A 14,025-nucleotide genomic window follows, 5' to 3' on the forward strand; every position below is an offset into this window, starting at 1 on the left:
AATGGGTGTGTTGGGGCAGAGCTTTCTCAAAAGGGTGTCGCGCAACGTTAAATGTGTATTGATTGAGCGAATACTTAATAGGCTTAGGCAGATGTACTTATGGTGGCATAGCGCTCTGCGCCGATAAACTGATGTCCGGCTGCCAGAGCTCCGCACAGCGTTTCAATATTGGGAAAATACGAGTATGCCAGGATGGTTGTAAACGACGTGAAAACCACAATTTTAAGAAAATGGCTGGCAAATGTTTAAACATAGCTTTTTAGGTGTGGTGCTGGTAGCGGTACTGTATTTAATCGCCGGAAAGCTCGCACTTTTGCTGGCAATCCCTCCAGGTTATGCAACTGCAATTTGGCCTGCCGCAGGTATCGCGTTGGCTTTGCTGCTGTTTAATGGTTGCCACCTTTGGCCCGGCGTCCTACTAGGCTCATTTTTTGTCAATATCGATCTCGCGGGCTTTCAAAATGAGGCCTGGGGAGATTTTTATCCCACGCTATGGCTTCCTCTTGTTATTAGTATTGGCGCGAGCGTGCAAGCCGCTGTCGGCGTTTGGTTGCTGAAGCGTTTTGTCGGTTATCCCTTTGAGTTGGATACTGTTCAGTCGGTTTGGCGTTTTATTTTGTATGGCTGCGGCATCGGTTGTATTCCTGGTGCAACAGTTGGGGCGTCGGCGCTTTGGTTTGCTGGGAAACTCGCGGCTGAGAATTACTGGTTTAACTGGTTTACATGGTGGGTTGGCGATGGCTTGGGGGTCATGATATTCGCTACCCTAATGTTTGTGTTTTATGCGCAGCCTAAGGAGGTTTGGCGTAGTCGTAGTCGGATCTTGCCCGCAGTTTTGCTCGGCGCCACGTTTATTATTGTCAGCTTATATGTCACTGCAAGTCGCTGGGAGCTGGCCAGGCAGCAAGCTGATTTTAATGGTCGCAGTGAGCAAGTATTCCAGCGGGCGCAATCCGTAATTGATGCTCATTTGGCTACCTTGTACTCGGTTCAAGGTTTGTTTGCAGCGTCTAAAGAGGTGACTCAAGCCGATTTTCGCGTGTTTGCCAGCGGGATTTTGTCTCGGAATCCAGGTTTCCAGGCGGTGGCTTGGAATGTCAGGGTCGCGGGTGAGGAGCGCCAGTTGTTGGAGTCTCAGATGAGCGCTGAAATGCGAACGCCGGTATTTATAACGCGGCGAGCAGATAATGGTGAGTTGGTTCTTCAAGAAAAAAGCGACGATTATGTTGTTATTCGCTACATAGAACCCCTAGGTAAAAACTTAAGTGCGCTCGCCTATGATATTGGCTCGGCAGACCTTCCGCGCAAGGCTTTATTGCGTGCTGCGGGTACTCGAGCGCCTGCCGTTACCGACCCCATTCGTCTTGTGCAGGAGAGTGGTAGTCAGCAGGGTGTTGTTATTTACTTGCCGGTATATATGTCTTCTGCTGGCGGTGGTGATGCGCTAACGGGTTACGTGTCCGGCGTGTTTCGAGTGACAGATCTTATGGGCTTTTTGCTGACGCCAGATTTTTTGCACGGCGTATCGGTATCGGTTTTTGATGCGGCGGGGGGCACTCTTTACCGTAGTGATCACACCGATCCGCTGGGCCGCGGTGCATTGTTTGTTGAGCGCAGGATTTTGCGTGTGGCCGATCAGGAGTGGCTGTTTCAAACTGATGCTAATCAGTCATTTCTTGTCGGTACGCGGTCGGTGGTGCCATGGGGGATGCTGGCAGCGGGTTTGCTGTTTACTGGTTTGCTGGGAATGTCGTTTTTGGTGCTAACGGGCCAAAAGCACCGCTCTGAAGTGGTTGGCGATGAGCTTAAGTTTATGCTGGCTCAGCTGCAGGAGACTCAGGAGCATTTGGTCGAGGCAGAAAAAATGGCATCTTTGGGGGGCTTGGTAGCGGGGTTTGCCCACGAATTGAATACGCCACTTGGCATCGCTATCACCGCCGAATCGACGCTCTCAGCGGATTTGCAGCGTCTGCATGAAATACTTCCGGCATCGAGTGAGCCGTCGGTTGAGCTTTCTGAATTACTGCAACGTTTACAGGAAGCGTCGCGCATTGTGCTGGCTAATATACAGCGAGCAGGGAGTTTGATAAGCAGCTTTAAGCAGGTGTCTGTCGATCAGGCTACCGCGGAAACCCGAGATATTAATTTGCATGAATATCTAAGTGATGTGTTTGTGCATTTGTCGCCGAGTTATCGGCGTAGTGGTCATGAGGTGGTATTGGATTGTCCGCGGACAATATCCTTGCGGACTGTGCCGGGAGGTTTGGCGCAAGTGGTGATTAATTTATTAAATAATAGTTTGATACATGCATTTTCCGAAGGTGAGCACGGTCGGATTTCCCTGACGGTCAGTCAGCATGAATCGGGTGTTAATTTGGTGTTTAGCGATAATGGCATCGGCATGGCAGCTGAGCATGCCAAGAAGGTTTTTGAGCCCTTTTTTACGACTCGCCGTGGCGCTGGGGGTACCGGTTTGGGTTTGCACCTTGTCTACAATATTGTCCGGCAGCAATTGCAGGGGCAGATTAAGGTCAGTACGCAGCTGGGAAGGGGTATGCATTTTGATATCGCATTGCCGTTAGCGATAAATAAGTTTGTCGCGTAATTGTGGCTTATCTCTAGCGTTGCTGCCGCTGTATTATGGTGATTATTTGGGTGCGGGCCGGAGCCCTTTTAGAACTAAGTCCATAGAGGCGGCGACGTCGTCGGGGCTAATGCCGGGGGGCGGGCTGCTTAAGTGTTGGTGAAAAAGACCGATAATATGTGAGCGGATATGGCTGGCAATACACTCGGGGGGCAGTTCAGGTGTAACCAAACCCGCATTCTGGGCTTTTTCAATAAACTGGTTGATGTGCGCAAAGCTAACCTTTCTATTGTGCTCAATGTGGGCATTTAATAGTTCAGTTTCATTGCTTAGCGAGTAGCGAAGAACGAAGCGGGTAATCTGCGCGGCTGCTGGCGTGTGGTAGGTTCGGCTAAAAGCGTCTACAACAACTTGTTTTAAAGTGTCTAGCGAGAGGGTGTCGCTTTCCTTTGTATTGAGAGCTGCCATGGCTGCTTCTGTTGGTGCATTAACGCGGTTAATCATGGCGACTATTAGTGACTCTTTGTCGCTGAAATGCCAATAAATCGCACCTCGGGTCACGCCCGCTGCTGAGGCGATATCATCGAGCCGGGTTCTGCTAATACCTTGTTTGGCGAAAAGGTCTGCGGCGGCGTTTAATATGGCGCAGCGGGTAATTTCGGCGTCAGCTTTTGAGCGTCTCATGGCATTTTATATTCTTAGAAGTTTTTGATTCAAGTACTTTACATACATACGGGTATGTATGTAAAGTACTTGAATTATGGGAAATCTCCGTCAGAGGTTGCAGATGGTATTTGGTATTCAGTTCACCCCTCGGTCATTAATGCCTGTGTTTGCGCTGCTGATGGCGATTTTTGCGGTGAGTGGCTGCGATGATCAGCCGCAAGCTGCGCTTGAGCGGCCCGCCGTTGCGGTAAATGTGCTGCGGGCAGACGCGCACCCTGTGCCTATTGGCGGCTTGTATCCTGGGCGGGCGATGGGCTCTAAGGAAGTGCAGATACGAGCGCGAGTTGAGGGAATCTTACTGCGTAGAACATATACAGAAGGCCAGGCAGTGAAAGCCGGGCAGTTATTGTTTCAAATTGACTCTGCACCCTTTCAGGTGGCGCTTAATCGCAGCAAAGCGCAGTTGGCGCAGGCTAACGCAGGACTGTCCGCTGCAGCGCGGCGTTGGGAGCGTGCTGGCGAGCTTATCAAGACCAATGCAATTAGTCGTCGAGAGCGCGATGACGCGGAGTCTGATCTAAATTTTGCAAAGGCGGCGGTCCAGCTTGCTGAAGCAGAGGTTGAGGCTGCGCAGATCAACTTGGATTACACGCAGGTGCGGGCGCCAATTGCAGGTATGACGAGCCGTGAACAGTTATCAGAAGGCAGTCTCGTTGGACCAGGGAATAGTTTGCTTACTGAAATAACGCAGCTAGACCCGATACTCGTCAATGTTTCACTGCCAGATAAGCTGATGCTCAGTATTCGCCGAATGATTGAGCGTGGTGAGGTCGAGTTTGCCGAAGGCAAGCGCGAGGTAGAAATTATCCTTGGGCCAGATGATACCTATCCGTATCTTGGGCATGTCGATTTTACCGAAAGCGCAATAGATAAAATGACGGGTACCGTTCAATTGCGGGCTACCGTACCCAATCCCGATAGCAGTTTATTGCCGGGCCAATTTTTACGGGTGCGGCTGCACGGTTTGGTTAGTCTGCGATCTATTGTTGTGCCCGCACGGGCTATTATGCAGAGCGCTCAGGGTGTTTATGTGTATCGAGTTGATAAGGATAATCGCGCTGAAATCGTGAATGTGACGCTGGGCTTGGAGTCAGAAGAAGGCGTCATCATTGAATCTGGTTTAAATGTTGGCGATCTCGTTGTTGTTGACGGCGTATCAAGGGTACAGGCTGGTACATTGTTAGCGCCAACCGAAATAGTCGCTGAGGGCTCTGCCGAAGCTCTTGCTGTGGAAGGTAAAGCCCAGTGAGTGCGCGCTTTTTTATAGACCGGCCGGTATTGTCTATTGTTTTGTCCTTAATGATTTTATTGGCCGGTGCCACCGCAATGGGGCGTTTGCCTATTGCCTTGTATCCAGAGTTTTTGCCACCAGAAATAGTTGTTACGGCAAGTTACCCGGGTGCAAATGCTGAAACCTTAGCTGAAACCGTTGCGGCGCCGCTAGAGCAGCAAATTAATGGTGTAGACGGCATGCTGTATATGTCTACACAGGCGTCGAGTTCCGGTGTGGTGAGTATCAGCGTTGTTTTTGCCACCGGTACCGACCCTGATCAGGCTGCGATCAACGTTAGTAATCGCGTTGCGGTTGCCGAGAACCGGCTGCCAGAGGCGGTAAAGCGATTAGGTATTCAGGTCAGTAAGCGGTCGACCAGTATTTTGATGATCTACGCGCTAACCTCAGATAACCCCCAGTACGATGCAATTTACCTGAGTAATTACGCATTATTAAACATTGTTGACGAGCTGCGCCGGTTGCCCGGTATTGGCGATGCGCGCTTATTGGGCGCCAAAGACTATTCGATGCGAATATGGTTGCAGCCAGATCGTTTGGCTGAATTCGCCCTAACACCCGCCGATGTTGCCCGGGCGGTGAGTGAGCAAAACGCCAATTTTGCCGCTGGTAAATTTGCGGCTGAGCCCATGGTGAAGGAAGCGGCGTTTACTTACACCGTGACTACCCAGGGACGCTTAGCGACCGTGGCGGAATTTGAACACATTATTTTACGTTCAAGTAATTCTGGCGCCACGCTTCGTTTGGGTGACGTGGCGCGGGTGGAATTAGGGGCTAAGGACTACGCATTTCAAGGGGCATTTAATGGCCAACCGGCCGTTCCAGTTGCGATGTACCTGCAACCAGGGGCTAATGCTTTGGAGACTGGGGCCGAGGCACAGGCGGTACTAGCGGCCGTGCGGGAGAAACTGCCAGAGGGCATTAATCTCGATCTTGCTTTTGATACAACGGTGTTTGTCGAACACTCAATTAAAGAGGTGGTAGCAACATTTTTTGAAGCGCTGTTGCTGGTAGTGCTCGTCATGTTTTTGTTTCTGCAAAATGTGCGCGCGACGATTATTCCTCTGTTAGCGATTCCGGTATCGATTATCGGCACATTTGCCGGTTTATATATTGTCGGCTTTTCAATTAATTTACTGACGCTTTTCGGTCTTATTCTCGCCATTGGCATCGTGGTAGATGACGCGATTATCGTTATTGAAAATGTTGAGCGCATCATGGAAGAGCAGCATGTCGATGCCAATACCGCGGTTAAGCGAGCAATGGAGGAGGTCTCTGGGCCTTTAATTGCTATTGTATTGGTGCTTTGCGCTGTATTCCTTCCCGTTATTTTTATGGACGGCCTCACCGGTGAGATGTACCGGCAATTCGCCGTTTCTATTTCGGTTTCCGTTATTTTATCGGGTATCGTCGCGTTAACACTGACCCCAGCATTGTGCTCTATGATGCTAAAAACCAAAGATCACAAACCTGCGGAAAGTGGCTTTTTGGGCGGATTTAATCGCGGGTTTAACGGCCTTCGTAATGGCTATGTATCCGCTACCAGCTTGGTACTTAATCACCGAGTATTGGGCTTGTTGATGTTTTCTGCCCTAATGGCCTCAATGTGGCTTTTGTTCCAAACCGTTCCGAAAGGTTTGGTTCCGGCAGAAGATCAAGGTTACGTCATTATGGTGTACAAAACGCCACCGGCAGCGTCGCTGTCGCGTACGGTGGCGGTAACCGATCCGATGAATCAACGCATTCTTAAGGAAGATGAAGTCAAAGGTGTGATGACCTTTGCCGGCTTTGATATTTTGTCGTCTGCCCAGAAAACCAACGCGGGCGTGTCGTTTGTTATGCTCAAAGATTGGTCTGAACGTCCAGAGGCGGCGCAAAGCTCTGTCGCAGTGGCGCAGCGCCTGCCACGCTTGGGTGATGACCTGCTTGACGGCGTGATGTTTGCGTTTAACCCGCCGCCAATTATTGGTTTAAGTACCACGGGTGGCTTTGAGTTGTATGTGCAAAACCGTGGCGACAGTGATATGGCGATCATGGCTGAGGAGTTAAATCGCTTTATTCAAAAAGCCAATGAGCAGCCGGAGCTACAGGGGGTGTACAGTACTTTCGATATTAATACCCCACAGTATCGCCTGTTTTTAGATAGAGAGAAGGCGCTGAGTCTTGGCGTGCCGGTCGCAGATGTGTTCAGTACAATGCAGGCGACGTTTGGTAGCTTGTACGTAAATGACTTCACATTATTTGGTCGTAGTTTCCAGGTAAACCTGCAATCTGAAGAGGACTTTCGCGGCAGTCCGGAAGATTTAAGTAAAGTATTTGTGCGCTCGGTGAGTGGTAATCTGGTCTCCTTGCGAACATTGCTGCGTGTCGAGCGGATTGTTGGTCCAGATGCGGTAAGCAGATTTAACGGCTTTCCGGCTGCCAAGGTGTTGGGTAACCCCGCGCAAGGATACAGTTCCGGTGATGCTATTGCGGCGCTCGATCGCGTCGCGGCCGATATTCTGGGACGTAATTTTACCTTGGGTTGGGTGGGTAGCTCCTATCAGGAGAAGGCCTCTGGCGGCTCTGGTGGCCAGGCATTTGTTTTAGCGGTGTTGATGGTGTTCCTTATTCTCGCGGCGCAGTACGAGCGTTGGATGGTTCCCGCGGCGGTTATTTTGGCAGTACCTTTTGCGATATTAGGCGCTATTGCCGCAACGTGGATGCGAGGTCTGGAAAACGATATTTATTTCCAAATTGGCTTGGTGTGCTTGATCGGTTTGGCGAGTAAAAATGCCATCTTAATTGTAGAATTTGCAATGCAAAAGCAGCGCCAGGGTATGTCGCTCGCCGACGCAGCAGTAGATGCTATTCGTCTGCGCTTTCGTCCAATTGTAATGACCTCTTTGGCCTTTACGCTCGGCTGCTTACCATTAGCGCTGGCCAGTGGTGCCGGGGCGGGGAGTCGCGTCTCACTCGGTACGGGGGTTATTGGTGGTATGTTGGTGGCCACATTTGTGGCGACGGTCTTTGTGCCTTTATTTTACGTTTTGTTTGCTGGTCTTGGTGAAAAGTTCAAGCGCGCCAAATAATGGCGCGCTTCATTGACTTGAATAAAAGGCAGCGATTACTAGGTTTATACTCTAGCTGCCTTGCATCCGAGCACTAAAATCCCAATCTGATTGACTGGTTATTTTTAAATGAATTGCATACTCATCGGCGCGGCGGCTGAGCAGCCATTGGCTTAAGCCCGGTTGACTGTCACCGAGGTAACGGGCGATTAAGCTGCTTAATACCACGCCCTCTGAGTCGCTTTTTAAGCTTGCTATTGCCTTGCCGCGCACGCCTTTATAGGGCACAGAGTTAACTGACACTTCAAATGCACAGTTAGGGTTGGCTTTTAATAAGCGAATAATTTTTGCGGATGCGTGGCTTGCGCACAGCAACTCACCCTCTTGATAAATAAACCACAGCGAGCAAATCACTGGGAAGCCGTCTTTGTCGATAGCAGCAAGTCGTATAGGGACTAGGCTGTTATTTAAGAATTCCGTCGTGTCCATAATTGCTCCGGTACTCGTAGATTACTTAGGGTTTTAATAGACGTATGCCTTGGCCCTCGATATCGATGCGTTTCTGCTTGTATAAGCGGCCTATGGCTTGTTTGAAAATCTTTTTGCTGACGCCAAACAAACTATAGATTGCTTCTGGTGGGCTTTTGTCGCCGACGGCAAGAAAGCCGTCATTGGCTTCAAGTTGGGCAATGATCTTGGCTGCAATATCGTTGCCGCCAATATTAATAGGTTGGATGCTGAGGTCGATTCGGCCGTCGTCGCGAACCTTTTTAACATAGGCAGTAAGTGTTTCGCCTTTGCGCAGTGGTCGGATTAAGTCGCTATCGTAGAGTAGGCCCCAGTATCCATTGTCGATAACCGCTTTATATCCAAGCTCTGTTTTACCGGCAACGATAACGTCGAAGCGTTGGCCTCGGCTTAAGTGAGGGGCAGTATCTTCGATAAACTCGTCGAGCTTCATTGACGCGACAATACGGTAACTTTTGTCTAAGTAAATTTTGACCAGGGCTTTTTTGCCTGCGGTGATTTCACCCATATGCTCGGCATAGGGTAGCAGCAGCTCTTTATCTAGCCCCCAGTCCAAAAAAGCACCGGTATCATTGATCTGGGCGATTTTTAACAGGGCAACATCCCCTAATTGCGCCAGTGGCGTTTTACTGCTCGCAATTAAGCTGCCATCACTGTGGTGGTGAATAAAGCCGTCGACAATATCGCCGATTTGGCAATTCTCAGGGGCATTTTTTCGACTCAGGAAAATGTCGCCTAAGTCGCCGCCATCGAGATAAAAGCCAGCAGGTGATTGGCGGCTCACCGTAAGCCGGTTAACGCGACCGATGTCGGGCATTAATACTTCCTCAGAGGATTTAGCCGCAAGTCTAGTGCGACTTGCGGCTTGAGTACAGTAGGAAAAGTTGGCAGGTAAAGCGAGCGGCGACAAGTTTGGCCCCGATGCGCAGCTAAGTGGCGTGGCGTCTTATCATGGCTATGGCTGGAATGCTGTCATTATTGCGGTTTGGGGAATCATGTCTACGGTGGTTGGCACGAGCAAGCGCCTTAAATGAGGCGTCTGTATAAGCCGGTATTTTACTATATGAAACCGGCGGGGAGGTGAAGTTTGGCGCTGATAACACGGCGTATTTGGCCATTGATCGCTGTCATTTAATTTCCACTAGTCTGACTTATTTACTTCGAATAGTTTGCGGCGCACTGCACGACGATATTCACCAGGGCTGCTTGTGTTGTGTTGCTTAAATAGACGGCAGAAATAGCTGCTGTCGTTATAACCACATTGCTGACCTATTTCCTCAATGGAAAGATTGCTGTTTTGCAGGAGGTCTTGAGCTAATTCTAAGCGCATTTTCTGCATGTATTGCAGAGGCGGTAGGCCAGTGACTTGCCTAAACCGGCGATGAAAGCTGCGCTCGCTGAGGCCGCTGAGGTGGGCAAGGTCTTTGATGTTAAATGCTTCGTTCAGGTGTCGTGCCAGCCAGTTTTGGGCGAGGGCAATCGTTTCATCGCGGTGCAGGTCATTGCGGTCAACTCGGTAGCTGTTCCGGGAGAACGGGCGACGGCTTTCTGGAGAGAACTGCTGGGCTACCCGACGGGCAATTGACGCGCCCCAATAGCGGTCAATGAGGTGTATCACTAAGTCCGCTGCTGAGTTAACGCTACCAGTGCAGAAAAGGTTGTCTGCTTGGGTAATGAGGTAATCGCGATGCAGGATTACTTGCGGGTAGCGGTTAGCGAAGTCGTCGAAATAGTGCCAGTGAGTGGTTGCTACTCGTTTGTTTAGCAATCCCGCCTCAGCGAGAAAATAGCTGGCATTACCTACAGCGCAAATATCAGCGCCGCGCCGTTCCTGCCGTTTTAACCAATCTTGGATTTCAGGGCGGGTAGGTGCACCTCGGTGAGGATGTCGCCAACGGCTGGGAATAATGATGAGGTCGTAATTTTCGTCGACGCAAAGTGTGGTGTTGGGGGTGATTTGCATGCCCCCTGACACGTGAATAGGCGCCGGGTCTAATCCGATAATTTCAATTTCAAGCAGGGGAGCACGGTCTTTTAGTTTAGACACGCTGTTCGCCGCCGTTAAAAGCTCCATTGGCAAGCTAATACTCGTGGCAAGGGCGTCGTGAAAAGCGAAAAGGGCGACTCGTTTCATGGCTGGCACATATGTCTCATTTTTTGGCGATTATATTATATTTCAATTAGCCTAACATCGTTAGACTACTCACTGAAATAGCAATCGCTAAAGATAAGGAATAAGTGTGAGTAAGCTTCCCGTAATTGTTGGTTTTGGTGGCGTTAATCCCGCCGGTCGTAGCTCTTTTCATCATGGTTATCGGCGAATGGTCATCGACGCGCTATCTCAGGAGAAGGCGACACAGACCTTCCGGAGTCTATCAGCCATTATGGGTTTACCACCAGAAATGGCCGGTGACGAGGCGCAGCGCCGGTATATTCTGGAACACACCCTTATCCGTAAGATCGAAGGCAATGTTTTTAACACCGACCAAGTGGGTTGGAATAAACGCATGGCCTTGAGCGGCTGTGACGGTGATTTACAGTTTGTTACTCGGGCGCGGGATTTGCCCGATGAGCTTCCCGCCGGATGGGCTGTGCAAGAACTCGGCGGCGGTAAGGTATCGGTCAAAATTAGTGATGGTTGTAATATTTTGCTGCCGACCACCCGCAAGATAGAGGTCTCTTCGGCGGGACAATTTCCGACGGGCTTTGATCCCAGTGCATTGTATGCGTCGCGGAGCCATCCGCGGGGTTTACAGCTCGCAATTTGCGGTGTTTCCGACGCGCTGAACGCCATGGGAATTGAGTGGCAAACGGTGATGGATCGCATAAAGCCTGACCAAATGGGGGTGTATGCCAGCTCGGCGATGGCGCAGCTTGATGACAATGGCTTCGGCGGTTTGCTGTCGGCTCGTGCCAATGGCGGCAGGGTGAGCTCGAAAAACTTGGCGCTTGGCTTGGCGGATATGCCAGCCGATTTTGTTAGTGCCTATGTGTTGGGTAGTGTGGGTACCAGTGGGCCTAGCTTAGGCGCTTGCGCTACGTTTTTTTATAATTTGCGTCAAGCCGTGAATGAAATACGCAGCGGTAAAATTCGCGTCGCTGTCGTTGGTGTGGCCGAGTCAGCTGTTGATCCAAATATTATTGATGGCTATTACACCATGGGTGCGCTTGCTTCAGATGCCGATTTGTTGAAGCTAGATGCCGATAAAGGTTTAAGCGAGCCCGATCACCGCCGGGCCAGTCGTCCCTTTAGTAGTAACTGCGGGTTTACTGTTTCTGAATCATCTCAGTTTATTGTGCTCTTTGATGATGATTTGGCGATGGAGTTGGGCGCGCAAATACACGGTTCGGTACCTGATGTGTTTGTTAATGCCGACGGCTATAAAAAATCGATTTCTTCGCCTGGTGTTGGCAATTACCTCACTGTTGCAAAGGCGCTGGCCGCTGCGGCGGGCATTATTGGCGATAAAGCGATTAAACATCGTAGTTTTGTGCAGTCTCATGGCACCAGTACCCCGCAAAACCGGGTGTCTGAATCTCATATCCTCAATGAAGTTGCCAAAACCTTTGGTATTGAAAAATGGCCGGTGGCGGCGATCAAGGCCTATATTGGTCACAGCATTGGCGCGGCTTCTGGCGACCAATTAATTGCCAGCTTAGGGGTGTGGAACGACAATATTATTCCAGGCATAAGTACGATTGATCACATTGCCGACGACGTACACAGTAGCAACTTGCGTTTGCAGAAGGAGCATTTAGAAGTTGAGCCTGATAGCTTAGATGTTGCGGTTTTAAATGCCAAAGGCTTTGGTGGCAACAATGCCTCGGCAACGCTATTGTCGCCGACCTTAAGTAAGAAATTACTGCAGGGCCGCCACGGCGATAAAGCTTGGCAGAGTTATCTTGGGCGCCAGGAGCAAAGTCGTGACCGCGCGGCCGCTTATGATAATAAGGCGAGTGAGACCGGTTTTAATGTGTTGTATAAATTCGGTGAAAATGTACTGGGCGGTGAAGACTTGAATATGAGTCGCGATGGTATTGGTATTAAAGGCTGGGCCGAAAAAGTAGATCTAAACATGGAATCGCCCTTTGCCCAATGGCTGAAATAGGCGGTATACGGGAAATGAACATGTCCTTCAGGGAAAATACGGATATAGCTTAACGTTGCCCTATGGCTAAATGGCACCAGTGTAATTGGTATAAGGCCAGAGGATTATGAGAGAGTTTGTTCGTCATCCAAGTGATATACCGCTGGACGTGAAAATACTGAGCGAAGCTGGGGCACGCCATGCGCATATGCATGATGTGAGTATGGCCGGTTTGTCCTGTTTAGTTGCCCGTGAGATTAAAGCCGGAAGTCGAGTGGAGTTTTATGTGCCCTCGATCTCGGAGGAATCAAGTGGTCGTGGTACTGTGGTTTGGTGTCGGCCGCAGCGCGAAAAATACCAGTTAGGTATTCAGTTTCACGCTGGGAAAGATGTATTTCGGGCGAGAATGGTCGAGCAATTGTGTCAAATTGAGCATTATCGGCGTGAAGTAGAGCAGTTAGAGTCGCGTATCCTTAGCAGCGAGGAGGCCGCTGAGGAGTGGATATCTCTTTACGCCGCCGATTTTGACCGCTTATTTCCCCTAGAATAGATGTTTTCAATGAGAATATTTTAGCTCTGGTGTCCAGTCAGGCGTTATTGCTCAAGACAGCACTTTGAATTCATGGTTGAATATATCCCCCGCAATGTCGGGGGATTTTTTTTGCTTAAGGATATCTACCATGAAGCACGAGGCAACGGCCCGAGTCGTTATTGATCTGCCCCGGGAAGAGGCGTGGGCTTTGCTAAAAGACTTGTCGCTGGCCCACAACTATGTTCCTGCGGTTACCCGCACTGAAATAACCAGCGAGAATGCGAGCGGTTTAGGCGCAAGTCGGCGGGTGTATCAGCGCTCTGGAAAAGGCATGGATGAGACCGTGACCGAATGGAACGAAGGCCATGGTTTTGTTATTCGCTTGCATAAAGGTGATAAAGGCGCGCCGCCGCCATTTCGGCAGGCGATATTTCGCTATCGGATTGAAGACGCTGGCCACAGTCGTACCGCTTTAACAGCCAGTCTTGCTTTTGATATGCGCTGGGGGCCACTTGGGCGTATTTTATACGAACGTTTACTGCGCAAAGTATTTCGCGGCGTAATTTACGATATTGCACTTAGCATGAAGCAATTCTATGAGTCGGGCGAGGCTGTGAGCAGTGGTCAGCTAAAGCAGTTGCGCATTGGCGCGAGGCAAGAAGTTTAATGGATGCGCTTGATTTACTTAAAAGCCGTAACTCTGCTGCCAAGCTAGCAAGCCCTGCTCCTACAGAGCAAGAATTGGCCGAAATTTACGCGGCGGCAATGCGCGCCCCAGATCACAGCCGCTTGCGGCCGTGGCGGTTTTTGCAAATTCGGGGAGCGGGTTTGGCCGCCGTCGGGGATTTGTTTGCCGAGGCGGCCTTGCGGCGAGAGCCTGCAATCGGCGAAGCCGAACTGCAGCGTTTCCGACAGCAACCGCTGCGCGCGCCGCTTATTATTGTGGTTATTAGCTGCATACAAGAGCATCTAAAAGTCCCTCGTATTGAACAGCAAATGTCGGCAGCCTGCGCGGCCCATGGCATTTTATTGGCGACAGACGCGCTAGGTTATGCGGGTATTTGGCGCACCGGCGCCAATGCTTTTGATGCCCATGTTATGGCGGGTTTAGGACTTTCGGCCAATGAAGAAATAGCGGGGTTTATTTATATTGGTAGCCGTGATGGCCGAGCCAAGCCGCTACCGGCGCTAGAAATGGCCGATTATGTAAAAGACTGGAGATAATA

At 50.3% G+C, this 14,025-nt stretch carries 12 protein-coding genes; 8 read left to right on the forward strand and 4 right to left on the reverse strand.

Annotated features, from left to right (window positions below; all coding sequences use genetic code 11):
* Positions 1-241 precede the first annotated feature (241 nt).
* Positions 242-2,605, forward strand: coding sequence for a CHASE domain-containing protein (locus tag AZF00_RS06760; RefSeq protein ID WP_008247223.1), 2,364 nt, complete (start codon positions 242-244; stop codon positions 2,603-2,605).
* 42 nt (positions 2,606-2,647) lie between these two features.
* On the opposite strand, the gene AZF00_RS06765 is transcribed toward AZF00_RS06760, so the two are convergent.
* Positions 2,648-3,268 carry a TetR family transcriptional regulator gene (locus AZF00_RS06765; protein ID WP_008247226.1) on the reverse strand — a complete coding sequence of 207 codons (621 nt, stop codon included), beginning with the start codon at positions 3,266-3,268 and terminating at the stop codon, positions 2,648-2,650.
* A gap of 76 nt (positions 3,269-3,344) precedes the next feature.
* Here AZF00_RS06765 and AZF00_RS06770 point away from each other — a divergent pair, with 76 nt between their 5' ends.
* On the forward strand, positions 3,345-4,559 hold the full coding sequence (locus AZF00_RS06770) for an efflux RND transporter periplasmic adaptor subunit (protein WP_081482601.1): 1,215 nt from the start codon (positions 3,345-3,347) through the stop codon (positions 4,557-4,559).
* On the forward strand, positions 4,556-7,672 hold the full coding sequence (locus tag AZF00_RS06775) for an efflux RND transporter permease subunit (RefSeq protein ID WP_008247229.1): 3,117 nt from the start codon (positions 4,556-4,558) through the stop codon (positions 7,670-7,672). The genes AZF00_RS06770 and AZF00_RS06775 overlap by 4 nt, the downstream gene beginning before the upstream one ends.
* A 51-nt stretch (positions 7,673-7,723) precedes the next feature.
* Here the strand turns inward: AZF00_RS06775 and AZF00_RS06780 are convergent, their stop codons facing one another.
* Together AZF00_RS06780 and AZF00_RS06785 are read right to left on the reverse strand one after the other, a co-directional pair.
* A complete protein-coding gene (locus AZF00_RS06780) occupies positions 7,724-8,140 on the reverse strand; it encodes a pyridoxamine 5'-phosphate oxidase family protein (RefSeq protein WP_008247231.1) in 417 nt (138 codons plus the stop codon).
* Between the two features lie 25 nt (positions 8,141-8,165).
* On the reverse strand, positions 8,166-8,996 hold the full coding sequence (locus AZF00_RS06785) for a CvfB family protein (RefSeq protein WP_008247234.1): 831 nt from the start codon (positions 8,994-8,996) through the stop codon (positions 8,166-8,168).
* A 67-nt stretch (positions 8,997-9,063) separates the two neighbouring features.
* Here AZF00_RS06785 and AZF00_RS19325 point away from each other — a divergent pair, with 67 nt between their 5' ends.
* On the forward strand, positions 9,064-9,213 hold the full coding sequence (locus AZF00_RS19325; RefSeq protein WP_156474850.1) for a hypothetical protein: 150 nt from the start codon (positions 9,064-9,066) through the stop codon (positions 9,211-9,213).
* Positions 9,214-9,320: 107 nt separating this feature from the next.
* On the opposite strand, the gene AZF00_RS06790 is transcribed toward AZF00_RS19325, so the two are convergent.
* A complete protein-coding gene (locus tag AZF00_RS06790) occupies positions 9,321-10,313 on the reverse strand; it encodes a GlxA family transcriptional regulator (RefSeq protein ID WP_008247235.1) in 993 nt (330 codons plus the stop codon).
* A 106-nt stretch (positions 10,314-10,419) separates the two neighbouring features.
* Here AZF00_RS06790 and AZF00_RS06795 point away from each other — a divergent pair, with 106 nt between their 5' ends.
* From AZF00_RS06795 to AZF00_RS06810, 4 genes are all read left to right on the forward strand, one after another.
* Positions 10,420-12,288, forward strand: a complete 1,869-nt coding sequence (locus AZF00_RS06795) for a beta-ketoacyl synthase (RefSeq protein ID WP_008247236.1) — start codon at positions 10,420-10,422, stop codon at positions 12,286-12,288.
* Between the two features lie 106 nt (positions 12,289-12,394).
* Positions 12,395-12,817 (forward strand): PilZ domain-containing protein, encoded by a 423-nt coding sequence (locus AZF00_RS06800; RefSeq protein WP_008247237.1) that lies wholly within the window; start codon positions 12,395-12,397, stop codon positions 12,815-12,817.
* 130 nt (positions 12,818-12,947) lie between these two features.
* On the forward strand, positions 12,948-13,466 hold the full coding sequence (locus tag AZF00_RS06805) for an SRPBCC family protein (protein WP_008247238.1): 519 nt from the start codon (positions 12,948-12,950) through the stop codon (positions 13,464-13,466).
* On the forward strand, positions 13,466-14,023 hold the full coding sequence (locus AZF00_RS06810; RefSeq protein WP_008247239.1) for a nitroreductase family protein: 558 nt from the start codon (positions 13,466-13,468) through the stop codon (positions 14,021-14,023). Before AZF00_RS06805 ends, AZF00_RS06810 begins: the two co-directional genes overlap by 1 nt.
* Positions 14,024-14,025 lie beyond the last annotated feature (2 nt).

This window comes from Zhongshania aliphaticivorans (genome assembly GCF_001586255.1).
GTDB classification, from domain to species: domain Bacteria; phylum Pseudomonadota; class Gammaproteobacteria; order Pseudomonadales; family Spongiibacteraceae; genus Spongiibacter; species Spongiibacter aliphaticivorans.

What these genes read in the sequence shown, in the direction of transcription:
- AZF00_RS06800 (WP_008247237.1), top strand. Translation starts at nt 12,395, where the DNA reads ATGAGAGAGTTTGTTCGTCATCCAAGTGATATACCGCTGGACGTGAAA.
- AZF00_RS06790 (WP_008247235.1), bottom strand. Translation starts at nt 10,313, where the DNA reads ATGAAACGAGTCGCCCTTTTCGCTTTTCACGACGCCCTTGCCACGAGT.
- AZF00_RS06810 (WP_008247239.1), top strand. Translation starts at nt 13,466, where the DNA reads ATGGATGCGCTTGATTTACTTAAAAGCCGTAACTCTGCTGCCAAGCTA.
- AZF00_RS06765 (WP_008247226.1), bottom strand. Translation starts at nt 3,268, where the DNA reads ATGAGACGCTCAAAAGCTGACGCCGAAATTACCCGCTGCGCCATATTA.
- AZF00_RS06760 (WP_008247223.1), top strand. Translation starts at nt 242, where the DNA reads ATGTTTAAACATAGCTTTTTAGGTGTGGTGCTGGTAGCGGTACTGTAT.
- AZF00_RS06770 (WP_081482601.1), top strand. Translation starts at nt 3,345, where the DNA reads ATGGGAAATCTCCGTCAGAGGTTGCAGATGGTATTTGGTATTCAGTTC.
- AZF00_RS06785 (WP_008247234.1), bottom strand. Translation starts at nt 8,996, where the DNA reads ATGCCCGACATCGGTCGCGTTAACCGGCTTACGGTGAGCCGCCAATCA.
- AZF00_RS06780 (WP_008247231.1), bottom strand. Translation starts at nt 8,140, where the DNA reads ATGGACACGACGGAATTCTTAAATAACAGCCTAGTCCCTATACGACTT.
- AZF00_RS06805 (WP_008247238.1), top strand. Translation starts at nt 12,948, where the DNA reads ATGAAGCACGAGGCAACGGCCCGAGTCGTTATTGATCTGCCCCGGGAA.